21 protein-coding genes and 2 pseudogenes are annotated in these 22,750 nt (G+C 26.0%); 11 read left to right on the forward strand and 12 right to left on the reverse strand.

Going from position 1 to position 22,750, the window contains the following annotated elements; genetic code table 11:
- Positions 1 to 30: 30 nt before the first annotated feature.
- Together ABDZ71_RS04160 and ABDZ71_RS04165 are read right to left on the reverse strand one after the other, a co-directional pair.
- Positions 31 to 321, reverse strand: a pseudogene (locus tag ABDZ71_RS04160) (FAD-dependent oxidoreductase); the annotation flags it as partial.
- Between the two features lie 24 nt (positions 322 to 345).
- Positions 346 to 1,956, reverse strand: coding sequence for a recombinase family protein (locus ABDZ71_RS04165; RefSeq protein ID WP_343759164.1), 1,611 nt, complete (start codon positions 1,954 to 1,956; stop codon positions 346 to 348).
- 306 nt (positions 1,957 to 2,262) lie between these two features.
- On the opposite strand from ABDZ71_RS04165, the gene ABDZ71_RS04170 reads away from it, so the two are divergent.
- Positions 2,263 to 3,111: a hypothetical protein gene (locus tag ABDZ71_RS04170; RefSeq protein WP_343759166.1), complete on the forward strand. Its 849-nt coding sequence runs from the start codon at positions 2,263 to 2,265 to the stop codon at positions 3,109 to 3,111.
- Positions 3,112 to 3,252: 141 nt separating this feature from the next.
- On the opposite strand, the gene ABDZ71_RS04175 is transcribed toward ABDZ71_RS04170, so the two are convergent.
- Both ABDZ71_RS04175 and ABDZ71_RS04180 read right to left on the reverse strand, forming a co-directional pair.
- Positions 3,253 to 3,603, reverse strand: a complete 351-nt coding sequence (locus tag ABDZ71_RS04175; protein ID WP_343759168.1) for a tRNA-binding protein — start codon at positions 3,601 to 3,603, stop codon at positions 3,253 to 3,255.
- Between the two features lie 204 nt (positions 3,604 to 3,807).
- Positions 3,808 to 4,653, reverse strand: a complete 846-nt coding sequence (locus tag ABDZ71_RS04180) for an aldo/keto reductase (protein ID WP_343759170.1) — start codon at positions 4,651 to 4,653, stop codon at positions 3,808 to 3,810.
- 181 nt (positions 4,654 to 4,834) lie between these two features.
- On the opposite strand from ABDZ71_RS04180, the gene ABDZ71_RS04185 reads away from it, so the two are divergent.
- Both ABDZ71_RS04185 and ABDZ71_RS04190 read left to right on the forward strand, forming a co-directional pair.
- Complete coding sequence (locus ABDZ71_RS04185) at positions 4,835 to 5,290, forward strand: Lrp/AsnC family transcriptional regulator (RefSeq protein WP_343759172.1); 456 nt, start codon at positions 4,835 to 4,837, stop codon at positions 5,288 to 5,290.
- A 38-nt stretch (positions 5,291 to 5,328) separates the two neighbouring features.
- Positions 5,329 to 5,676 carry an SdpI family protein gene (locus ABDZ71_RS04190; protein WP_343759174.1) on the forward strand — a complete coding sequence of 116 codons (348 nt, stop codon included), beginning with the start codon at positions 5,329 to 5,331 and terminating at the stop codon, positions 5,674 to 5,676.
- A gap of 220 nt (positions 5,677 to 5,896) precedes the next feature.
- Here the strand turns inward: ABDZ71_RS04190 and ABDZ71_RS04195 are convergent, their stop codons facing one another.
- Positions 5,897 to 7,411 (reverse strand): YfcC family protein, encoded by a 1,515-nt coding sequence (locus ABDZ71_RS04195; RefSeq protein ID WP_343759176.1) that lies wholly within the window; start codon positions 7,409 to 7,411, stop codon positions 5,897 to 5,899.
- A gap of 519 nt (positions 7,412 to 7,930) precedes the next feature.
- Between ABDZ71_RS04195 and ABDZ71_RS04200 the strand changes: the two genes are divergently transcribed.
- Together ABDZ71_RS04200 and ABDZ71_RS04205 are read left to right on the forward strand one after the other, a co-directional pair.
- On the forward strand, positions 7,931 to 8,674 hold the full coding sequence (locus tag ABDZ71_RS04200; protein WP_343759178.1) for a class I SAM-dependent methyltransferase: 744 nt from the start codon (positions 7,931 to 7,933) through the stop codon (positions 8,672 to 8,674).
- A 159-nt stretch (positions 8,675 to 8,833) separates the two neighbouring features.
- Positions 8,834 to 9,007, forward strand: a complete 174-nt coding sequence (locus ABDZ71_RS04205; protein WP_343759180.1) for a hypothetical protein — start codon at positions 8,834 to 8,836, stop codon at positions 9,005 to 9,007.
- A gap of 177 nt (positions 9,008 to 9,184) precedes the next feature.
- On the opposite strand, the gene ABDZ71_RS04210 is transcribed toward ABDZ71_RS04205, so the two are convergent.
- Positions 9,185 to 9,679, reverse strand: coding sequence for a hypothetical protein (locus ABDZ71_RS04210; RefSeq protein WP_343759182.1), 495 nt, complete (start codon positions 9,677 to 9,679; stop codon positions 9,185 to 9,187).
- 308 nt (positions 9,680 to 9,987) lie between these two features.
- Between ABDZ71_RS04210 and ABDZ71_RS04215 the strand changes: the two genes are divergently transcribed.
- The 5 genes from ABDZ71_RS04215 to ABDZ71_RS04235 all read left to right on the forward strand — a co-directional run bounded on the left by ABDZ71_RS04215 (position 9,988) and on the right by ABDZ71_RS04235 (position 14,717).
- Complete coding sequence (locus ABDZ71_RS04215; protein WP_343759184.1) at positions 9,988 to 10,437, forward strand: GAF domain-containing protein; 450 nt, start codon at positions 9,988 to 9,990, stop codon at positions 10,435 to 10,437.
- 296 nt (positions 10,438 to 10,733) lie between these two features.
- Positions 10,734 to 12,356 (forward strand): thiamine pyrophosphate-binding protein, encoded by a 1,623-nt coding sequence (locus ABDZ71_RS04220; protein ID WP_343759185.1) that lies wholly within the window; start codon positions 10,734 to 10,736, stop codon positions 12,354 to 12,356.
- A 313-nt stretch (positions 12,357 to 12,669) separates the two neighbouring features.
- Positions 12,670 to 12,843, forward strand: a complete 174-nt coding sequence (locus tag ABDZ71_RS04225) for a hypothetical protein (RefSeq protein ID WP_343759186.1) — start codon at positions 12,670 to 12,672, stop codon at positions 12,841 to 12,843.
- A complete protein-coding gene (locus tag ABDZ71_RS04230; protein ID WP_343759188.1) occupies positions 12,843 to 13,412 on the forward strand; it encodes an ATPase in 570 nt (189 codons plus the stop codon). Before ABDZ71_RS04225 ends, ABDZ71_RS04230 begins: the two co-directional genes overlap by 1 nt.
- 858 nt (positions 13,413 to 14,270) lie before the next feature.
- Positions 14,271 to 14,717, forward strand: a complete 447-nt coding sequence (locus tag ABDZ71_RS04235) for a GNAT family N-acetyltransferase (RefSeq protein ID WP_343759189.1) — start codon at positions 14,271 to 14,273, stop codon at positions 14,715 to 14,717.
- A 194-nt stretch (positions 14,718 to 14,911) separates the two neighbouring features.
- Here the strand turns inward: ABDZ71_RS04235 and ABDZ71_RS04240 are convergent, their stop codons facing one another.
- On the reverse strand, positions 14,912 to 15,106 hold the full coding sequence (locus tag ABDZ71_RS04240; protein ID WP_343759190.1) for a helix-turn-helix transcriptional regulator: 195 nt from the start codon (positions 15,104 to 15,106) through the stop codon (positions 14,912 to 14,914).
- Positions 15,096 to 15,314 carry a hypothetical protein gene (locus ABDZ71_RS04245; RefSeq protein WP_343759191.1) on the reverse strand — a complete coding sequence of 73 codons (219 nt, stop codon included), beginning with the start codon at positions 15,312 to 15,314 and terminating at the stop codon, positions 15,096 to 15,098. Before ABDZ71_RS04245 ends, ABDZ71_RS04240 begins: the two co-directional genes overlap by 11 nt.
- 358 nt (positions 15,315 to 15,672) lie before the next feature.
- Between ABDZ71_RS04245 and arsM the strand changes: the two genes are divergently transcribed.
- Positions 15,673 to 16,464, forward strand: coding sequence for an arsenite methyltransferase (gene arsM / locus ABDZ71_RS04250; protein WP_425544690.1), 792 nt, complete (start codon positions 15,673 to 15,675; stop codon positions 16,462 to 16,464).
- Between the two features lie 258 nt (positions 16,465 to 16,722).
- Here the strand turns inward: arsM and ABDZ71_RS04255 are convergent, their stop codons facing one another.
- The 4 genes and pseudogenes from ABDZ71_RS04255 to ABDZ71_RS04270 all read right to left on the reverse strand — a co-directional run bounded on the left by ABDZ71_RS04255 (position 16,723) and on the right by ABDZ71_RS04270 (position 22,366).
- The gene (locus ABDZ71_RS04255) at positions 16,723 to 17,604 is read right to left on the reverse strand and encodes an SDR family oxidoreductase (RefSeq protein ID WP_343759192.1); all 882 of its coding nucleotides are present in this window, start codon (positions 17,602 to 17,604) and stop codon (positions 16,723 to 16,725) included.
- Positions 17,605 to 17,940: 336 nt separating this feature from the next.
- Complete coding sequence (locus ABDZ71_RS04260; RefSeq protein WP_343759194.1) at positions 17,941 to 19,155, reverse strand: ABC transporter permease subunit; 1,215 nt, start codon at positions 19,153 to 19,155, stop codon at positions 17,941 to 17,943.
- Positions 19,156 to 19,192: 37 nt separating this feature from the next.
- A pseudogene (locus ABDZ71_RS04265) lies at positions 19,193 to 19,861 on the reverse strand (ABC transporter ATP-binding protein); the annotation flags it as partial.
- Positions 19,862 to 20,278: 417 nt separating this feature from the next.
- Entirely contained in the window at positions 20,279 to 22,366 is a 2,088-nt protein-coding gene (locus tag ABDZ71_RS04270) for a methyl-accepting chemotaxis protein (protein ID WP_343759195.1), read from the reverse strand.
- Positions 22,367 to 22,750: the final 384 nt, after the last annotated feature.

Raw genomic sequence — 22,750 nt, forward strand, 5'->3', positions numbered from 1 at the left:
GCATGACATTAAGTCATGCCTTTATTTTTTTTATACTAGTTTTTGGCTAAGAATTCCTTCTAGATTAAGTTTTTGAACTCTTTTTACTATTTCTTCTTTATCTGTTGTATAAAGACCTTGAGCTTTCATTCTTTCAAAATATTCAGCCCCTGCAAAAGTATATCTATTTCTTCTTCCTTCTTTTGTAGTAAGTTTATAATTTGCATAAGCTATTAAATCACCTATAGCAATGCTCTTTGGAAGTATAAGCATTGGCATGCCTAGGCCATATCTTACAGCATTATGACCTGCAAGTGACCCCAAACAGATAGCTTCTGCATGTTAGAGCAAAGTGCAAATTTAAAATTAATTATTTTTCGAACTTCCAAAAAGTTTTATGTGTAAAGATCCAGTATCACCATCCCAAGTTATTTTCTCTACTAGAGAAGATATTAAATACTTTTTAGCTTTTAAATCTACTGTATCTATAGTTTTAGAAAAGCTCTTTAAATTCTCTATTATTAAGTCTAAATCTAGATTTACTTTTGATGATTTTAATTTATCATTTTTAAAGGATTCAATTTTAGATTCAGCCCTTTTTATTTCAGCTTCTCTTTTTTCTATTTCTTTTGATATATATTTTGATACTGTTTTAGAAGGATTTAAGGATAGTTGTTTTACTAAACTTTCTATAGCTTTTTTATTTGATTTAATAGAAGATTTTAATGTTTTTAATTCATTAGCCTCCTCTTTAGAGGAATAGATTTCTTTTTTTACTGAATTTAGCTCTTCAATTAAATTCCCCTTATTTTTAGTAATAGTTTTTAATCTATCTATAACTACAGTTTCTAATTCCTCTGTTCTTATATTTCCATTATCACAAAGCTTTCCTTTAGATTTTTTTTTATTAGAACATATATAAAAATAAGTTCTTTTCCCATCTTTATTTTTAGGTCCATGGGATATTACCATATTAGAGCCGCACTTAGAGCATTTTACTATTCCAGTTAATAAAGCTTTGTGAGTTTTGCCAAGTTTTGGAGCTTTAGCTTTATTTTTATCTAATATACTTTGAGTTTTAAGCCAAATATCAGATTCTATAACTCCTTTATGTTTAGCTATTACTGCAAGCCATTCTTTTTTATCTCTGTATTTATAGAGGCCTTTTTTCTTGTTATAAGTTAAAACACCATGAATTCCATCAGGGGTTCCTATACAAGTTATACCTTTTTCTCTTAAATAGTTAAATATTTCTTTACTTGATTTTGCATAGCAAGGATTTTGTAGAAGAAAAGATAAGCTGCTAGTATCAAAGGAGCCACCTTGTCTAGTTTTAAAATTATTTATCATAAGATACTTATGAAGTTTTCTTATTGATTTTAGTTCTATATATTTTTTAAATATAAGCTTTACAAGTTTAAGTTCTTCTTTTTTAGGAGAAAGTTTAAACATACTTCTTTCTTTCATTTCTTCATCAAAGAAGGATACTTTTTCAGATTTAAAACCTAAAGGACTTTGACCACCAAGCCAGCGACCGGTTTTAGAGAGTTCTAGCATATTATCTCTAACACGTTCTGCTATGGTTTCTCTTTCTAATTGAGCAAATACAGATGCAATATAAACCATGGCTTTTCCCATAGGAGAGCTTGTATCAAATTGCTCTTTTATGCTTACAAAGCTTATATCGTTATTTTGAAGTAATTCTAAAGTAGAAGAAAAATCAGCTACATTTCTACTGATACGATCTAATCTATAGCATATAAGAGTATCAAATTTTTTCTTTTTAACATCTTTAATTAACTGTTGAAATTTAGGTCTGTTAGTATTTCCACCACTAAAACCTTCATCTTCATAAATTAAAAATTCATCTATATCTAAATTAGTTTTTCCGTAGTTTTTACATAGATTTATTTGGTTTTCTATAGATTCACCTTTAGATGTGAACACAGATTTTCTACTATATATTGCAGCTTTCATATTTAAACCTCACATTTATATTTAAATTTTTAATATATCTATTTTAAAAATATCCTTATATTAGTTTTATTTAAATAGAAAGCTATTTATTAATATTTAAAGTAATTATTAATAGATAAGTTGTATTTAATACAAATTATTACACTAGAGACTCGTAAATGTATAATATATTACACTTTCTTACTTTTTATGATAAAATATTACACTTTTAAGAGGGAATATTTATAGAATATCATTTTCTGTTATATATTATTATTTATTAATAATGATTATAAGTGATAATCTAGAAAAGAGGAGTGTTTTATTATGATTAAGAAAAAATTATTAAGTTTAATTATTGGAACGGTTATTTGTACAGGTATGTTTGCCACGGCAAAGCCTACAACTGTTTCAGCAGCTTCACCGGCTACGGTTGCTAAGCCTATAGCAAAATTAATTAGAAATATCCTTAATACTTTTGGAGTTCCAAGTTTACACCAGTCGGGATTGGAGGCTGAAGCAAGAGCAGGAGCAGATGTGGAAAATTTATTTTTTATTCCACCTAAGTTTGAAAATAATAAGTTTTGTATAAGTGCATATAATTTTTTTAATAAAACAGGAAATGATATTATGAATAAAGTAGTGCTTTATACAGAAGACGGTGCAGCGCCTAGAGTTTATAATTTAAGAAGTGGTGATATGTTAGAGATAGATACAAGTCCAGGTACACCAGACTATATATTAGAATTCTTTGCACCGGGAAGTAGTCAGCCAATGGACACAATTTATTTAACAGAGGGTACTAAAAATCAAAATACAGGAGTTGCTTTAGCACAAAATAATAATATATATTATTTACAGAAAGAAAATAACAGAGTTATAAACGATCGCTTAATACAAGAATATTATGGAAATTATGATCCTAGTGCTTTAATATATATGCTGGATTCAGATAGAAAAGTTAGTCTTATAGAAAATACTATTAAATATGATAATAGGTGGGTATATCAAAGAGCTTATAGAAAAAGTAGAGAAATTGCAAAAAGTAGTGTAAGTACAGTTCATTTTGGACTTAAATCAGTATTATATTCTTGGTATGTAGGTAAAGATACTAACGTATTTACTATAGAGGAAAATGATTTAGTAAGATCAATTCCTGAATTAAATAACTGGTAAAAAGTAATTATAATATATAATAATGAATAAATAATTTTTATATTAAAAAATAAAACCATCCTAAATTTCATTTTAATTATAGGATGGTTTGTATACTTTTTTAGCTATTATGTATTTATTGTAGAATGTATGTTAAAAGATTTATCCAACTCTTGTACCATTAGGTACTGGCTTTTCAGGTTGTGCTAAAACAGGAATAATGCCGTCTGCATATCCAATATCAAAAAGCATTCCTTCAGAAATTTCTCCAGCCATTTTCTTTGGAGCTAAATTAACTATAAATAGTGCTTGCTGCCCTTCAATTTCTTTTGGATTTTCTCTTTCACCTTTCATTCCTACTAAGATAGTTCTTGTAAATTCACCGAAATCAACAGTTAGTTTAACTAATTTATTTGATTTTTTTACATCCTCAACTAATTTAATTGTTCCAACTCTTATATCGACTTTATCAATTGCATTCATATCTATACTCTCTTTAACTGGAGCTGTCATAATAGGTCCTCCTTTTTAGGCATATAAAAATAAATAATTTATCTTTATTCCAATTTAACGTATTTAACTAATTATAACATAATAAGAAATATTAAGGGTTAAGGATAGTGAATCTATCTATAATTCATCATGTAATTTTATTTGAATTATAAGTAGCAATTATTTAAAATATAGTTAGTAATTATTTAAATATATAACGTAAATTTAGTCTTTTATAATTTCTATACATTCATAAACTTTATCTGGGTCTGAGCCTATTCTTAATCCTTCATTTAAGCTATTAATTTTATTTATATCTTCTATAGTTAATTTAAAATCAAATATATCTGCATTTTCTTTTATTCTCCAAGGAGTTGTTGATTTAGGAATAGTTACAAATCCCATTTGTAAATTCCATTTTAGTATAATTTGAGCTATTGTTTTTTCATATTTTAAAGAGAGATCTTTTAAAAGCTGTATTTTAAAAACCTTACCCCTCATTAAGGGTGACCATGCTTCTAATTGTATATTCTTATTTTTACAGAATTCAATTAATCTATTTTGAATAAGTTTAGGATGAAATTCTATCTGATTTACTGCAGGCATAATTTCAGCATCTTCCATTAAATTTTTCAGCTGATTAACTGTAAAGTTACTTACTCCTATAGCTCTTATGCGCTTTTCTTTATAAAGTTTTTCTAAAGCTTTCCAAGTTTCTTTTTGCATCTTACTTGGCCAATGAATTAAATATAAATCAAGATAATCTGTACCAAGTTTTTTTATAGAAGATTCAAAAGCTTTTAATGTTTTCTCATAGCCTTGATCTGTTTTCCAAACTTTACTTACTAAGAAAATTTCTTCTCTAGGAACATTACTTTCTTTTATAGCAGTACCTACAGCTTTTTCATTGTCATAAAAAGAGGCTGTATCTATATGACGGTAACCGATTTTTAAGGCTTCTTTTACTGAATTTATAGTTATATTTTCTTCTTCCAGTTTGTATGTACCAAAGCCAAGCCAGGGCATTTTTACTCCATTTCTTAAAACTGTATAACTTTTTATATTTTTCATTTAAATCAACCTTTCATATATAATATAAATTTGTATGAAGTGAGCTCTGTCATATAGAAATTGATAAATTGTGTTGTTTATTATATTATAATAGTTAAATATTGAAAAAACATATTTATTTGATACTATTTTTAGAGAATTATATTTTAAATGTAATAAAAAAAAGGAGACTTATATACATATGAAAATGGACAATACAGATATTAAAATATTAAGAGAACTTCAAAAAGATAGTCGTTTATCTATTAGAGAATTATCTAAAAGGGTAAATCTATCACCACCTTCTGTAGCAGAAAGAATAAGAAAGCTAGAAGATAGGGGAGTAATTGAAGGTTATACTATAAAAATAAATGAGAAAGCTTTAGGGCTTAATATAGAATGTATCATTCAAATTGATTTAAAAAATAGTGGATTTGAGAATTTTAAAAAATTTATTTATAATCATCCTCGTGTAAAGTTTTGTTATAGAATAGCGGGACATTCTTGTATACTTGTAAAATTAAGCGTTGAATCTATATTAGAAATTGAAAAGTTTGTTGATTCTGTTGCAGCATTAAATGCTACAACAACTACTAATATTATATTTTCAAAGGTTCCTACTGATGAAAGTGTAGAGAAATTTTTTGTGAATATATAATATATTTAGTATAATATGGAATAAAGGAAGTGAAAAATATGATCTCTATAACAGCAGCAATAATTTTTATTTTATTTGGTTTTATTTTAATGAAGTATCCACCAAAAAGTATAAATAAAGTATATGGATATAGAACACCTTTAGCAATGAAAAATCAGGATACTTGGGATGAATCTCAAAAACATAGCGGATTTAGCATGATGATACTTGGAGCCTTTAATGGAATTATAGGTGTTTGGTCAATTGCTCTGCCAAGAGGTATTAATAATGAAAAGGTACAAACAATAATTTTATTAGTAGGTGTTGTAATTATGATAATTTTTGAAGAAATGCATTTAAGAAAATTATTTAATAAAGATGGAAGTAGGAAGAAACGGGGGAAGTAATGATAGGTTTAAGTTATGTGTAGAGTAGATTGATGACCTTAAAATTAGTGATTTAATAAAATATATTTAAAAGAGGAATATGATAGCCATATTCCTCTTTTTGGTATGAAAAATAAGTATTTATTTAAGGTAGAACTTAATGTTATCTTTTTATTATTATATTAATTAGCTATGTGTATAGAAGATGTAATAATTGGAAGGTAGAATCTTTTCTTTTTATTTATATGATAACAGCGAAGGATAACAATATCATTGATAATATAAGCATTATTACTAATAAAGGAGCTATGAATTTTAGCCATCTATCATAGGTTATATCTACCATTGACAAAGCTGCTAAAATAATTCCTGTTGGAGTTATAAAAGTTATAAGTCCATGGCCAAATTGAAAAGCACTTACTATAATAGCTCTTGAAATTCCTACAGTGTCAGCTAGTGGAGCCATTATAGGCATAGATAAAACTGCAAGTCCTGATGAGGAAGGAATAAATAATCCTAAAACCATAAAAATAAGTAGCATGACTATTGCAAAAACTGAACTATTCATTCCTTGAACAGAGTTAGAGAAAAAGTATAATAATGTATCTGAAATATTACCATTTTCAAGAACTAAATTAATAGATCTAGCTACTCCTATTATTAATCCAACACCAATTACATCTCCAGCACCAGCTAGAAAATTATCTACACATTCTTTTTCTTTTAAATCAGATATGATACCTACTATTATTGAAATAACTAAGAATAAAGCAGTCATTTCTGTAAACCACCATTTTCTCACAACAACACCATATACCATAATTATAAAAGCAGATCCAAAAAGTATAAGTATTAATTTTAATTTAAAATTAAGTTGAGGTATTTCTTTTTTATTATCATTATTTGTTAAAAATTTTGCTTCAATTTCTTCCTTTTGATCAAAGACCAGTGATTTAGATGGATCATCTTTAACTTTTTTAGCATACCTTAATACGTAGATTAAGGATATAATAAAAGCAATTACAAGTCCAACCATTCTAAGACCAATACCTTCAGTAAAGCTTATGCCTGCTGAATTTGATGCTATTACAGTTGCAAAAGGATTTACAGTTGAAAACATTGTACCTATTGTTGAACCTACATATATAATAGCTATACATACCATAGAATCATAACCGGTTGCTAAAAATATAGAGGTCAATATTGGATATAATGCAATTGTCTCTTCTGCAAATCCAAAAGTAGTTCCTCCAAGTCCTATTAATAAATTAACTAATATTAATAATATAAATTCCTTTCCTTTGGTTACTTTTGATAAACTGGCAAATCCAGATTCAAAAGCTCCTGTGGCATTAACTATAGATATAAGTCCTCCTACTACTAAGATAAATAAAACAATATCTATGCCATTGGCAGTTCCTTTAACTGGAGCTTGAACAATGTCTGATATTTTTTGAGGTGTTTGCTTAATTCTTTTGTATGTGTTAGGAATTGCAATTGGTTTATTAATACTTCCATCAATGAATTTATCTACTTCAATTTTTATATTTAAATCATCTAATGTTTTTTGTGTTGGTGGTTTAGTTGAAACGTTTCCATTTGAATTAGTTATTTCAAATTTTTTAGTTTCTTTTTTATAGTTTAATTTTGAATAATTACCGGCTGGTATAACATAGGTCAATATATCAGCAATAATTAGAACTATAAATAAAACAGTAAATGCCGTTGGAAATTTTAATCTTTTTTTCTTTTTCATAGGTAGTCCCCCCATATTAAAATCTATACCTTATTGTAAATATATAAATAAAACGGTAAAAATTATGCAATTTTAAAAAATTATAACTCAAATTATGCAATTTGTCTACCATTTATTATAATAAATGAATAAAAATAGTTAAAATAATTCAATAAATCTATATTTAAACTTATAATTCTGTGGAAAACTTAAAGTGAATTTATACATTTAGCTTTATTGTAATTATATGGTATAATTGTTAGGTTATACGAAAAATCTATGGAACCAATATTAGTAGTTTTATTGAAAATATATTAGCAGTTATATATTTTATACTTATGGTTCCACTTTTATATTTAGTATTTAAAGAAATAAAGAAAAAGGATGTTAAGATTAATAAATAATATAGGTAGATTATTTATTTAAAATTTTTTAAAATGAATGATAAGTGTAAAGATTATTGAAACAAAAGGATCAATGAAAATCTATGTTAGTTAGGTATAATTGTACTATACTAAAAATTATCGAGGAGGGATTAATTTGAATAATATATCAGATAAAAATCAAGAGGTAAATAAAGAAGCGATATCACTTAATTCCTATGAACAAATGGCGGAATATTATTTTAAAGATGTAGATACAAAACCATATAATGCTTACTATGAAAGGCCTGCAACGGTATCATTAATTCCAAAAGTAAAAGGAAAAAAGGTTTTAGATGCAGGCTGTGCAGCAGGATGGTATACTAAATACTTATTAGAAAAAGGAGCTGCTGTAACAGCATTAGATTTTAGTCCCCAAATGATAGAGATGACTAAAAAAAGAGTAGGGGATAGTGCTAAAATTATAAGAGCGGATTTAAATGAGCCACTAAGTTTTATCCATGATCAATCTATGGATGTTGTTTTGTCATCACTGGCACTTCATTATATTGAAAATTGGGATGGAGTATTAGGTGAATTTAATAGAGTTTTAAAAAAAGAAGGACAAATTATTATTTCTGTTCATCATCCATTTATGGATTTTACAGTATTTAATAGAGAAAATTACTTTTTGACAGAATTATTAGACGATGAATGGGATACTCCAAGTGGAAAGGTAAAATTGCAATTTTACAGACGACCATTAAGTAAAATTATAATGTCTATTATTGATTCAGGATTTACAATAGAAAAATTATTAGAGCCTATGCCTACAGAAGAATTTAAAAATAAACTGCCAGATGCATACCATAGATTAACTAAGAAACCTCAGTTTTTATTTATAAGAGCAAGAAAGAATTAATAATTTTTTTCGTATCTGTGATTTTTATCTCCTTTTATAAGATTTGATTTATTAATTTAGTATAAATTGGAACATATTAAGATAAAGAAATGTTATCACCACTTACATATATAAATCATATATTAGTAAGCGAGATAGATTTAGGGGAAGGTAAGGCTTGTGATAAGAAAAAAGGTTAAGAAAGTTAGAGTTTATTATCCAACTTCTGAAAATAAAGATGAATTTGAAAGAAGAATATCAAGAGCCTTAATTAAAGTTTGGTGTGATGATTGTCCTTTAGAAGTAATTGATAAAATTATAGATAAACTAGAAAAAGAGAATAAAGGGGCTTAAGTCCCTTTTTAAATTTTTAATAATATTATTATAAAAAAAGCTTAAGTTTTTAAGCTTTTTTTATTTTTATATTTAAATGGTATGTGACACTTATTTTTATCAGTTGTGATTTTTACTGAATATGGAAATATAAATAATTCGTTTTAAAAAGCTATATTAAGTAAAAAATATTTCTTCTTATCCAAATACTCCTCTATGAATAAGGTGTATATTTTGAGGGGAAGTTACTTTCATATTTATATGACCAGAAGTCTTTTGTCCAACAATTCTTATAATATATTTCCCGTCTTTAGGTGTAGTTAAATTTAGTGTAGATTTTCCATCAGATTTATGAATAGCTAAACTTTTATAGTTTGAATCTAAAACTACAACATAAAGCTTTCCTTTAGTAATTTTAGAGTTATCTACTATTTTTATTTTGTTACCCTTTGTAGATTTAAACTCCATTATATTCCATCTGCCTGAAAATTTACCAAAATCAAATTCTCTACTGTCCTTTGTTTCCTTTCCAGCAGGTAAATTTGTAACATTAGGGTCTTCTTCTTCACTTGCTAAATAATATTTAGAATCAATATTAACATAAACAGTTCTATATACACTTATTGCTAGAATTACAATGGCTAGGATAACTAAAGTAGGACGAAAATTTCTTGGAATATTAAATTTTTTCATATGAACCTCCATTTTTATAGTTGATTTATTTTTTATAGTGTTAGGATTTATGTTTAATGGAAAGTAGCTAGTATTAAATATTTTAATAAAATTATATATTATTATTTTACATATTATCCATTTATTATATTGAAATTGTTTATAATTGTCAATTTGGAAAAAATAATATTTTATAAAAAAAAGTATTGATTTAAATTTTTCTTTGTAATATCATTGTATAAAATGAAATATTTGGAAATAGAATATTCAAAAATAAAAAGTTTGTTTTATTTTCAAAATTAAATCCTTTACAGAAAAGAGGTTTGTTTATGAATATACTAAAAATAAAAGAATTATTAAATGAAATTAATAATATTTTAAAAGTGGATAGTGTAGGGATGCATGAAATATATGATGATAGACTTCATCCCTTGTCTACTACTAAAAATCCCTTTTGCAGTGTAGAAGAGTGGAAAGCTAAACATGAAAAGTTTAAAGTTAAAGTTTCACAAGAAGCATCTTTAAAAAGAACAATGAATAAAGAGATTGTTTGTATAGAAGATACTTCTAAAGATCCTGAATCTTCCAAAGAATTCTTTGAATTTGGGATTAAAAGTTTAGTAGTTTTTCCTATTATAAAAAATGATACAGTAATAGGATTGATTACTTGTATATCAATAAGTAAACCTAGGATTTTTGAAAAAGAAAAAATTGTACAAGTTGAAAACAAAATAAAAGAATTTATAGAGAACAAAGAACAGATAAAAGATAACAGATAAAAGATAACAGATAACAAATAAAAAATAATAAATATGGAAAAAAGACAGAAAACAAAGAAGAAAGAACAGATGAAAAATAATGAATAGGAAAAGATTAGAAGAACAAAAATTAAATAGTAGATAAAAAACTAAGATTAGAAAAATAAAAGTTAAATGAGAAAGAAAAAATAAAGATTAAAAAATAAAGATTAAAAAATAAAAATATTAGATAGAGATATTAAATAAAATATGGGATACTATGGGATGCTAGATTAGGTATTTGTTTAAAAGTCTAAAATCATTAGGGGGTTTAAATAATGAAAGTATGTGAAGCAGTATTAGACTATTTGATAAAGAATAATATTAAAACTTTATATGGCATTCCTTGCGGTACATTTAGTGCTATTGTGGATTGTATAGATGATTTTAATGAAATAGAATTAATAATACCTAAAAATGAAGGAGCAGCAGGATTTTCAGCTACTAAATATGCTAAAATTTCAAGAAAATTAGGGGTATGCATCTTAGGTGGTTCTGTTGGAGTTGCCAATGCTATGAATGGTATAGCAGAAGCTGAGCAAACTAAATCCCCAGTACTTATAATAGGTGGATATGTAAATCAGCCAGATCAGAATTTAGGGGCGATTCAGGAATTAGAAGGACATAGATTAGTAAAAGATATAGTAAAACACTATACTGTAGTAGAAAATGAAAAAGAAACTTTAACTAAAATAAAAGAAGCTATGGAAAAAGCATTAGAATATCCAAGAGGTCCTGTTTTTGTAGGATTGCCTATAAATATACAAAGACAAGAATATACTGGTGAAGATATAGAAAAAGTATCTATTAAAAATGGTGAAACTGATTATGCTTCATTAGATAAAGCAGTTGATATGATAAATGATTGTAAAAATGGGGTTATACTTTTAGGTGGAGGATGCCGCAAAGTATCCGATAAAATAAAAAAACTTGAAGAAAAATTAAACTGGAGAATATTTTATACGAGCGGTGGTAAAGGGATTATAGAAGATGATTATAGATTAAATATGGGAAACTATGGATTTTGTAGTACAAAGTTAGCTTCAGAATACATGAAAAGAGATGATATTGAATGCGTATTAGCTCTTGGTTCTCAGCTTGGAGAATTAGCTAGTAATTATTTTGATAAAACTTTATTTAAAAATAGAAAATTGATACACATAGATGTAGATAAAAGAGTTTTCCAAAAAGCTTTTAAAGCTGACTTACCTATAACTTCAGATTTGGATAATGCCTTAGATTATTTATGTAAAATAGATAAAAAAGATTTAAATAACGATATAAAAGAATTAAGAAATAAGCCTTATGTTAAAGATCATAAAGGATTGTCTGTGAGACTTTTATACGAAAACATAACAAATATTCTTCCTAAAAATACTTTTTATATGCAAGATATTGGTTTATCTATGGCTTTTGCCTATAAATACTTAAGTGTTCCAAAAGGGGGAGGGTTTGAATGTAACCCTACCTATGGTTCTATGGGAAGTACTTCAGGAGCTTTAGGGGTAAGTAGATTATATAAAGATCGTGTAATTGCTGTGTTTATAGGTGATGGCGCTTTCTATATGAATGTAATGTCAGAACTTTTAACTGCTAAAAAATATAACATGAATATAATCTATTTTGTAATTAATAATTCAGCTTTAGGGCTTGTAGCAAAAGGCCAAAAAATGGTATATAAAAGAGCACATAGTGGATTTTATGATGAAGATGTAGATATCCACAAAATAGTTGAAGCTATGGGGATACCATCTGTTAGAATAGATGATTTTAATCAAATCAAAGATTTAAAGGATTTATTAAAAGATAGAAAAGGGCCTATGGTAATAGAGGTTATTACTGATCTATCTGAAAACATATATATTGATAGATTTAAAACCTTAAAAATAGAAACAAAATAATAAAAAGGTATAACTACTAAGAAAACTATTCATTTTACTGAGAGATCTTAATTAATTTTTTAAAATATATTAAATTAAGATTTTTTAGAAGAATGGATAGTTTTTTATTTTTATCATAAATATTTATATAAATTAAGAGAAGATGTAAGTTTATTTAGGTACTAGATAGTAATTTAAAACCCCTCTATCATAAATGTTACATATAGATATAATAAAAATAGGGTATTATTTATTTACAAATATAAATTATTTTATATTAGATGATTATTAGGTTATAATATAATAAAAATATTATTTATCGGAGGGGATATCTATGAAAGAGGTAAATGATAATAAAAATTTATATGAACAATTTTTAAAATACTCCTATTATGATTTGAAAGAATTATTCAAAAAAGCTAAAAGTAAAGAAGAAAAAGATTTTTATATGGCTTTATCTAATATTGTTTTGAAAAAAGAACATAAAAAGGTTATAGGTAAACAATAATGGCTACTTATACTATATTTGCTGGAGTTAACGGTGCAGGAAAAACTTCTATATATAAGTCTACTTATTATAAGGAAAATAAAGATGAAAAAAGGATAAATACTGATGAAATGGTATCTAGAATAGGTTCTTGGAAAGATAATAATCTTCAAATTAAATGTGCTAGAGAAGCAATAAAGCTTATAAACTATTATATAAGGAATCATATATCTTTTAATCAAGAAACTACTCTTTCGGGTAAGAGCATTATTAGAAACATAAAGAAAGCAAAACAAAATGGATTTTATATAGTTATGAATTATATAGGGGTGGATAGCCCTGAGATTGCAAAAGAAAGAGTTGAAATTAGAGTTTTAAAAGGTGGACATGGGATACCAAAAGAGGCTATACAAAGAAGATACTATGAATCATTAGATAATTTAAAACAAGTATTAAATTTATGTGATGAGGTAAATATATATGATAACACAAAGAGTATCGAAGAAATAGCTTATTTAATTAATGGAATAATTGAATGGAAAAGTGAAAATATTCCTAAATGGAGCGAAGAAATTTTTAAAAAACTCTAGTATATTTATAAATATATTAGAGTTTTTTATTTATAAAAATATATTTAAAAGAACAAAGGATTTAGCCTATGTTAAAACCCATCTATCATAAATGTTACATATAGATATAATAAAAATGCTACTGATGAAACTAAAAATACAGTAAGAAAAGTATAGTATACTTTTTTACTAAATTTATTTTTAAAAGTAGAATTAATTTTTCTTTTTAATATAAAATAGAGTATTATTAATAAAAACCATATGTAAATAACAATTTTGTCTTTGTTCAAGGTATCACCTTCTTATATTAAAGTTGTATTACTACTTAGTACATATATAATATATAAAGTAGTTTTTTATAAAATTAAGGCAGAGCTTTGTTTTTATAAATTTACTTGTGTTTACATATATGGAATTATTATAAAAAAATTATAACATAGAAGATATAGGATTTGCTAGTTACTAGTATGTTATCTTAAAGATAGGCTATTATTTATTTACAAATATAAAATATTTTATATTAGACTAGTTTTTTTACAATGCAGATATATAAGTAGAAAAATGGTGGCTAGATTTGTATTATATATATTAGTTTAAAGATATAATCAATAGTATTTTAAAATTAAAGATATATAATAAAATAAGAATAGTGTACATCTTGATTTAAAGTATAATAATTAAAGTTTAACATAAAAATAAGTCTATCTACTTTTTTAATAAATATATAAAACTTGACTGCAAACTCTATATTTAATATATTGAAGTTAAGAGTATTACGTTTAAAGGTAAGTGGTTTATAGCCTATATTATAAGTGAAATTATCAAAATGATAATTAAGATTTATTTTTAATATCAAATGATTTTAGGAGGACATAACCTATGGTTAGCATAGAAACTTTAGATAATATTAGTAAAGATGATTTAGAGAGTATATTAAAGGTGTGGGAGTCGTCAGTAAGAGCAACTCATACTTTTTTAAAAGAAGAGGATATAATATCATTAATACCTCAAGTTAAAGAAGGAGTAAATTATGTTAGTAAATTTCTATGTGTAAGAGATGAAAAAGGGATAATAAAGGCATTTATGGGAGTAGAGAATGATAAGATTGAAATGCTATTTATAGATGGAAATAAAAGAGGCAAGGGTATAGGCAAAAAACTTATTAGTTATGCAGTTGAGGTTTTAAATATAAAGTATGTAGATGTAAATGAACAAAATATGCAAGCTGTAGGATTTTATAAGCATATGGGGTTTGATGCATTTAAAAGATCAGAACTTGATGATGGAGGCAATCCATTTCCTATTCTCCATATGAAACTTTTATAGGCTATATTATAATAGTTACGAATAAAACATAGAATAATTTCCATATAACTAAGTCATATGGAACAAATAAGCTTTCGTATTATAAAGTAATATTTATAATAGGAAAGCTAGTATTACGGATATAATAATTACTACAATAAATATAATTAAAAATTCCTTACTATTATCGTCTTTCATTTAAAATTCCCCCATAGTTACTCATCTATCAAAAATAGTTCTTCTACATTTGTTTTTAAAAGTCTTGACATTTTTATTGCTAGTTCTAAAGTAGGATTATATTTGTTATTTTCAATTGCATTTATAGTTTGTCTAGTTACATTGAGAAGGTTTGCTAAATCTTCTTGGGTGTATCCATATTTCTTTCTTAATTCTTTAATTCTATTCTTCACTTTTTCCACCCATTTTTTTCTTAAGTATAAGAGAACTTACATTTATTACAACACTTTGAGTTATAAATAATAAGAGCGGTAATCCAGCTTCAGAGTATTTAAAATAGTTATAAATACTCCAAATGATTAGAAAAATTGTTGTATATGCATAGGCTATTTTCATACTTTTTGATGTTATATATAGTTCCATTTCATCCATCTTTTTCATAACGCATTACTCCTTAAATGTAAAATTGTTTTTACATTCACAGTATATTATTATCAATAAATAATGTCAAGAACTTTTTACATTTTGTATTGAGAGTATATTTAGTATTATCTAGGTTTTAGTTGAAATTTTTAGATATGATATTGTATAACTTAAGATCATATAGAATATATACTTAAAAACTAAAAATAAAATAATTTAATAAATATAGGTTTATCAAATATAATTTTTCTTCAAATTTTAGTTGAGATTTATAAAATAATAAAATTAAATTATAATAATAATGTAAAGATTATTAAAGCGTTATAAATGGTAGTATATTAAAAGTAACTGTACAATTATACTAAGGAGGAAAAATATGAGTGATATTAAAAAAAGAGATATTAGAAATGCTGTTCGTTCTAGTTATGGGAAAATAGCTATAGAAAAGGGAAATAAGAGTGGATGCTGCAGTAAAACTATTAAGCTAAAAAAATCCTCTAAGGATATATCACGTAAAATTGGATATTCTGATGAAGAAATATCGACTATTCCAGATGAAGCTAATATGGGATTAGGTTGTGGGAATCCTCAGTTAATAGCTAATATTAAAGAAGGAGAGACTGTTATAGATCTTGGTAGCGGAGGAGGAATTGATTGTTTCTTAGCTTCAAAAAAAGTTGGATCTAAAGGATATGTTATTGGAGTTGATATGACATCTGAGATGATTAGTAAATCAAGAATTATTGCCAGTAAACATAGATATAGAAATGTGGATTTTAGATTAGGTGAAATTGAAAATCTTCCTGTAGCTGATAATACTTCAGATGTGATTATTTCAAATTGCGTTATAAATTTATCTCCTAAAAAACAAAGGGTATATGATGAAGCTTACCGAGTACTAAAAAAAGGTGGAAGACTTGCTATTTCAGATATAGTACTTATGAAAGAATTAACTGAAGAAATGAAGCAAGATGAGAAGCTTTATTGTGGATGAGTTACTGGCGCATCTTCAGTTGAAGAATTAAAAGTATATTTAGAAAAAGCAGGTTTTAGTGATATTACAATTGAAACTAAAGAAGTTTCAAAAGAATATGCTGAAAAGTGGGGACATAACTTAAAGGTTGGAGAATACATTATGTCTGCATCAATAAAAGCAGTGAAATCATAAAACTTTAAATATTATTTATATGAGAAAAATTTATGTTTACATTTAAAATATATTTTCATTAATAGCCTAAGTTAATACTTGTAATATTTTAATTATGAAATTGAATTTTCTTATATAATTTAAATGAGCTTTGGAATAAAAGATATTTAAAATCTTTTTTATCCCACAGCTCATTATTTTTACATTCAAGCTTATAAAAAATATATTAAGATTTCTTAGTCAAGTGATAGTTTTTCTAGTAATATATGCTTTTGCTATTTATCCATTTACAATTTCTCCGCCGTTTATATGCATAACTTCTCCAGTTGTGTAAGATGAGTCATCAGATGCTAAGTATACATAAGAACTTGCAAGTTCAACAGGCTGACCCAGCCTACCTAAACTTGCCTTTGCTCCAAACTCAGCAACTTTATTAATATCAAAAGATGAAGGAATTAAAGGAGTCCAAATAGGACCAGGAGCTACTGCGTTAACTCTTATATTTTTGGGAGCTAAAGATAAAGAGAGTGAACGGGTAAATGCAACAATAGCTCCTTTAGTTGAAGAATAATCAAGTAAAAGTTCATTTCCTTTATATGCAGTCACGGAAGTAGTATTTATAATTGAAGCCCCTTCTTTTAAATGAGGCAGAGCTGCTTTTACTAGATAAAACATGCTAAATATGTTTGTAGCAAAAGTTTTTTGAAGTTGATCTGCTGTTATATTTTCAATGCCGTTTTGAACATATTGAACAGCTGCATTGTTTACTAATATGTCTAATTTATTAAACTTAGCTATTGTATCTTTTATTGATTTATTACAAAAGTTTTCATCGGTTATATCTCCAGGTAATAATAGACATTTTCTACCTAAGCCTTCTATAATCTTTTGAGTTTCCTTGGCATCTTCATGTTCATCATAATAAACTATAGAAATATCTGCACCTTCTTTAGCAAAGGCTATAGAAGCGGCTCTACCAATTCCACTGTCTCCTCCAGTTATTAAAGCAACTTTATCTAAAAGTTTTCCGGAAGCTTTGTAGTTTGGGTTATCAAAAATTGGTCTAGGTTTCATGATAGACTCTATTCCAGGATGCTTTTGTTGATGTTGACCCTCAACAGATTTAGGAAAACTATTTATAAAATTTAAATCATCATTCATTTCAAAATCCTTCTTTCATTAATATCAAATATTTTATATCTTACCAGATAGTGTGATTAATACATTATCTATAGACTATGTAAGCAAATAACAAGTATCGAGGCACATTCAAATAAATAACTAGTCAGTATGCTAGTTTATTTTCATATGCCCAATTGGATTTTTATATTTTTTAGGTTTATAATTTCAATATAAAAATAGTATTACCATAGATAAAAGACTGTATTCTATTAAAAAAAGATATAGACAAGCTTAAAAGCTTGCCTATATCTTTTTTTATATTTCTATCTACTTTTTTATTAATTTAAGAGCTTATTTCCACTGATAAGTTTAGACCTATGCAAAGACATCTTGTTTAGTAAATTTAAAGTGAGCTATACCATAACAAATTATAGTCCATGCTATTAAAACAAGAATAGATAGTTTTACATTTATAAAGGTTATACCGGTGAATCTGTTGATATTTCCAGAAAGAAGCATTATACCATTGCTATAGGTTGTAAATAAAAAGGGAAGTATTTTTGTTATAAAAGGAGACTTTGGAGAGCTGCCTGAGTTTGTTAACATTAAAAAATTAGTAAATGTTAATATTATTATAACTACAAAATTTATAGATGTTGATGCAGAAGTATTTTTAACAAAAACAGATATTAAAGTTGCTAAGGATGCAGTGGCTATTATAAATAGAATTTGAAGACATAAAGATTCCATAAGAAATTGCCACATAGGGATAATGTGAGAGTGAGTGCCTATTTCAGCAATTCTCTGAATTCCTTTAATATGTTTAAAATCAAAGCCTACAACTACTGGTGATAGTAAATTACCAAATTTAAATACAATACCTATGATTATGAAAGTTAAAAATTCACAAAGAAATAAAGATAATGTTATAGATATTATAGAAGAAATAAATTTTGAAAATAAAATTTTACCTCTAGAAATTGGTTTCGTAAGAAGTACTTTTATTGTTGGAGGGTTATTTGCACCAGAAACTGTGTCACAGCAGCCTAGTATAATTATTAATGGTAAAAACAATATATTTAAAAATGAAAAGATCTCAGATGAAAATTTTGTAGCATTAAATTTATGGTTATAATCATTAGGATTTATATTATGATTAATATAGTAGTTATCCATATCTATTTTATTATTTATTGAGCTTTTTTGGGTAGTATTATCTTTGTATATGTTACTTTTTAGGTTTTGTAAATCAGTTACTTCTTCTTTTAAAATCTTTTTCCATTCACTCTTTTGTGGAGAAGCTAGTTTTTTTAAGGTCTTTGTATTTATTTTAAGATATTTATTTTGATTAACTAGACTTTGTCTTTCCTTAGTAGATAAAACAGAATTATTCAATCTTTTATTAATAGAAAGTAGGGATTTTTCGTTTTGCTGTATTTTTAATTTAGGTTTGTTAGATGAAGCTTTAAAACTATTAAATGTATTTAAATAAGATAGAAAGATTGTTACACAAAGGGTTGCTAGTATTAGTAAAATTCTTTTTTTCTTTATAATCTTTTGTAATTCATTAGTTACTAAATTAAATAACATTTACTTTTCCACCTCCGATTATGTCTATAAATTTTTCTTCTAAAGATGTATTATCTTTATCTAAAGTATCTATGGATTTAATTTCACCCTTATCAATAAAAGCAACTTTAGTGCAAATATTTTGTATCTCTGAAAGAATATGAGATGAAATTAAAACAGCGGTGCCATCTAGAGATATTTTCTTTATAATATCTCTAAACTCTATAATACCAATTGGATCTAAACCATTTGTTGGTTCATCAAGTATAAGAAGTTTAGGGTTTGATAGGAGAGCTTGACCAAGTCCTAGTCGTTGCTTCATTCCTAATGAATATTTTTTAACTTTTTTATCTATATCACTATTTAAATCTATAATTTCTATAATCTTTTCAATTCTTTCTTTAGAGATATTTTTATACATTCTAGCTATTTGCTTAAGATTTTCTCTACCAGTCATATAACCATATAAATCAGGATTTTCTACTATGGATCCAACATTTTTAAGAGCAGTTTCTATATTTTTTTCTACATTATGACCCATTATAAAAATCTTTCCTTTAGTTGGTTTTATAAGACCTACGATCATTCGTATTATTGTTGTTTTGCCTGCACCGTTTTTACCTAATAAACCTAAGATTTCTCCTTCATCAATAGTAAGATTTACGTTTTTAATTATTTCATTTCTACCAATGTTTTTCTTTAAATTTTCAATTGTTAATACATTCATTTTAAAAGTCTCCTCATGATTGTTTATTAAGGTATTTCTCCTTAAATGTATAATAGTATTTTTTTTACTAGATAAACCATTATTTCGACAATAAGATTTATTAATTATACTACTATTAACTTGAATTAATGTCAATATTATGAAAATAATTACAGTAGTAATTATTAGATATTAAGTAAATTTAATAGAATTTTTTTTATTTAGAATAGAGGAGTAGTGTGAATAAACATATATTCTCATAGGATTAAATATAAAGAAAGCTAGATAAAGGCAAGGGTAAAATGGAGCCTTGCACTTATCTAGCTTTTTATTTGATGTAAGTTTATTATTTTTCAATGGCTAAGTTAGTAGAGAAAATTTGAATTTTTCTATATAGCTAAAAAAATATTTATTTAATACATAGGGCATTAATGCTTTTTATTCTTCATTTTCTTTATCTTCTTCATCTTTTCTTAAGTTAGAAGTGGAGCCTTTATCCTTTGAGATTTTTCCTAATTTAAACTTGTCTAATTCTTTTTTTACGTCTCCGGTCATATAGCTTAATTCTGTAGCGGCAGTTGAAACTTCTTCTGTTGATGCTGTCATCTCTTCTGAGGATGCTGCGATTTCTTCTGAAGAGGCTGAAATTTCTTCTGCAATACTGCTAGAATTTTCTATTGTTTCTATTATTGAGTTCTTTTCTTTATTTATAAGAGAAGCTGATGAATTAACAGATTGTATTTTAGGGATAACATTTTTTACTGCATCTATTATATTGTTAAAGGAGATAACTCCTATATCAATCGTTTTACCGGATTCTTCAAGTTTAGTGCTGACTATTTTGCTAGATTCAATTATTTGATGATTTTCTCTAGATATAGTATCTATAAGATTACTTATTTCTTCTGAGGAATCTTTACTTTGTTCTGCAAGCTTTCTTATTTCATCTGCAACTACTGCAAATCCTTTTCCAGCGGCGCCAACTCTTGCAGCTTCTATGGCAGCATTTAAAGCTAAAAGATTGGTTTGCTCTGCGATGCTATTTATAAGGTCTGTTATGTTGTTTATTTTTCCTATGTTTTGTCCTAATTTATTGAGTTTTTTAACGAATTCATCAAAATTAGTTATTACTTTTGAAATAGAAGACACTAGGTCAATCATTTTTTCATTGCTTTCATTAGCAGTTTTTTCAATGCCAGTTGATGTAGAATTTATATCTTCTATGGAAAGTAGCATTTCATTTAGTGATTTTTCAAAATCGTTTAGTACAGAAGTTATTTTAGTTAAATCATTAGCTTGTGATCCTGTACCTTCTGCAACGTCTTGAATAGTTCTGCTTACATTTTCTGATGAAGAAGACATTTCCTCTGATATAGCACTTAAATTTTCTGAATGAGAATTAACTTTTTCGATACTTGACTTTACAGATAAAACTGTATGTTTTATATCTTCTTGCATAGAGTCAATAGCCCTAGTTAATTCTCCAACTTCATCATTTTGATTTAAATATTTTTTCTCTACATCTTTTGAATAATCACCAGATGCTATGATTTTTAAGTGAGATACAGCTTTAGTTATAGGGTTTACAATTGATCTTCCAATAAAATCAGAGAATACAACTCCTAAAATTAAGAAAATAAATGAGCAAATTAGCATGTAAATCATTATTCTTTTTACACCACTCATTAATACATTTTTAGGCGCTGTAATTCCTATAGACCATCCTGTAAGGTTTACTTTAGTAAAGCCTAAATATTTTTCCACTCCTTTATATTCATAGTCTCCAACGCCAGTTTCTCCGGCTATCATTCTTTCATATACTTTACCTAATTCTTTTAGTGATTTATCAGATTTTGATTGATTTAATATGTTATTACCACTTAAAACTAGCTGTTTATCTTTATCAGCTATGGTTTTACCTTCTTTATTTATCATAAATGTTAAACTTTTATCGCCATAACTAATATCTTTAACCATATTGCTTAGGGTCATTCCATATTCTATTCCAAGTAAAGCTCCTATAACTTTATCATTGTTATCTTTTACAGGAACTGCGAAAGTTATAATCATGCTGTTGTCTGCTTTACTTGATATTGGATCTGAAACTGCAGCATTTCCATTTAAGCATTTTTTAAAATATTCTCTATCGGATATATTAAATTTTTTATTTTCAGTGGATATAGCATTTCCTTTACTATCAGACAAAGTCATTCTTAATATATTTAAATCTTTTGCTTTTTTAGTTAGTATTTTTCTCTTTTCATCCCATTTTACTTTAGGGTCTTTAATTTCATTTATATCTGCTATTTGTTTTAATGAGTTTAATTGTCCTTGTAGTCTACTTTCAACTATTTGAGATGCTTCTTTAGCAGCATCTGGTAGGGTAGAATCAATATTTTTAACAAGTATTTTAGAGGATACAAAATAAGAAATTAATCCAAGACCTATACTTATACAAAATATTATTATTGCAAAATAAAGTAGAAGTTTTTTTCTTATCCCCATACCATTTTTACTCTTAGTCATTTTATCACTCTCCTTATGTCGTTATTATTCTAAAGTCATAAAAACAATATAATATTTTACTATATATTTTCGGTATTTTTAGAGTTTAATTTACCATTTTATAGTATAAATATTCATATATGTATATATTTTGAAGAATAATACATATGTTTACGTTTTCTTGAGATGTATATAAATTGAGATTATTTTTTGAAATCTTAAAATAATAATTTTCATATATAGGATGAATAAAAATGAATGAATTTTGGAATTATTTTGTAAATATATTATTTTGTTTTTAAAAAAAAGTTTATAAAATTTAAAATAAAATAAATCTCTTAATATATTTCTAAAATTATACAACTTCATTACATTGTGATTAATTTATTATTACATTGTTAAATT

Origin of the sequence: Clostridium oceanicum, from assembly GCF_039521385.1 — a bacterium.
Lineage (GTDB): Bacteria > Bacillota > Clostridia > Clostridiales > Clostridiaceae > Clostridium_F > Clostridium_F oceanicum.

Excerpts from the sequence above, each read along its gene's own strand:
- ABDZ71_RS04165 (WP_343759164.1), bottom strand. The coding sequence starts at position 1,956 with ATGAAAGCTGCAATATATAGTAGAAAATCTGTGTTCACATCTAAAGGT.
- ABDZ71_RS04170 (WP_343759166.1), top strand. The coding sequence starts at position 2,263 with ATGATTAAGAAAAAATTATTAAGTTTAATTATTGGAACGGTTATTTGT.
- ABDZ71_RS04175 (WP_343759168.1), bottom strand. The coding sequence starts at position 3,603 with ATGACAGCTCCAGTTAAAGAGAGTATAGATATGAATGCAATTGATAAA.
- ABDZ71_RS04180 (WP_343759170.1), bottom strand. The coding sequence starts at position 4,653 with ATGAAAAATATAAAAAGTTATACAGTTTTAAGAAATGGAGTAAAAATG.
- ABDZ71_RS04185 (WP_343759172.1), top strand. The coding sequence starts at position 4,835 with ATGAAAATGGACAATACAGATATTAAAATATTAAGAGAACTTCAAAAA.
- ABDZ71_RS04190 (WP_343759174.1), top strand. The coding sequence starts at position 5,329 with ATGATCTCTATAACAGCAGCAATAATTTTTATTTTATTTGGTTTTATT.
- ABDZ71_RS04195 (WP_343759176.1), bottom strand. The coding sequence starts at position 7,411 with ATGAAAAAGAAAAAAAGATTAAAATTTCCAACGGCATTTACTGTTTTA.
- ABDZ71_RS04210 (WP_343759182.1), bottom strand. The coding sequence starts at position 9,679 with ATGAAAAAATTTAATATTCCAAGAAATTTTCGTCCTACTTTAGTTATC.
- ABDZ71_RS04215 (WP_343759184.1), top strand. The coding sequence starts at position 9,988 with ATGAATATACTAAAAATAAAAGAATTATTAAATGAAATTAATAATATT.
- ABDZ71_RS04220 (WP_343759185.1), top strand. The coding sequence starts at position 10,734 with ATGAAAGTATGTGAAGCAGTATTAGACTATTTGATAAAGAATAATATT.
- ABDZ71_RS04225 (WP_343759186.1), top strand. The coding sequence starts at position 12,670 with ATGAAAGAGGTAAATGATAATAAAAATTTATATGAACAATTTTTAAAA.
- ABDZ71_RS04230 (WP_343759188.1), top strand. The coding sequence starts at position 12,843 with ATGGCTACTTATACTATATTTGCTGGAGTTAACGGTGCAGGAAAAACT.
- ABDZ71_RS04235 (WP_343759189.1), top strand. The coding sequence starts at position 14,271 with ATGGTTAGCATAGAAACTTTAGATAATATTAGTAAAGATGATTTAGAG.
- ABDZ71_RS04245 (WP_343759191.1), bottom strand. The coding sequence starts at position 15,314 with ATGAAAAAGATGGATGAAATGGAACTATATATAACATCAAAAAGTATG.
- ABDZ71_RS04255 (WP_343759192.1), bottom strand. The coding sequence starts at position 17,604 with ATGAATGATGATTTAAATTTTATAAATAGTTTTCCTAAATCTGTTGAG.
- ABDZ71_RS04260 (WP_343759194.1), bottom strand. The coding sequence starts at position 19,155 with ATGTTATTTAATTTAGTAACTAATGAATTACAAAAGATTATAAAGAAA.
- ABDZ71_RS04270 (WP_343759195.1), bottom strand. The coding sequence starts at position 22,366 with ATGACTAAGAGTAAAAATGGTATGGGGATAAGAAAAAAACTTCTACTT.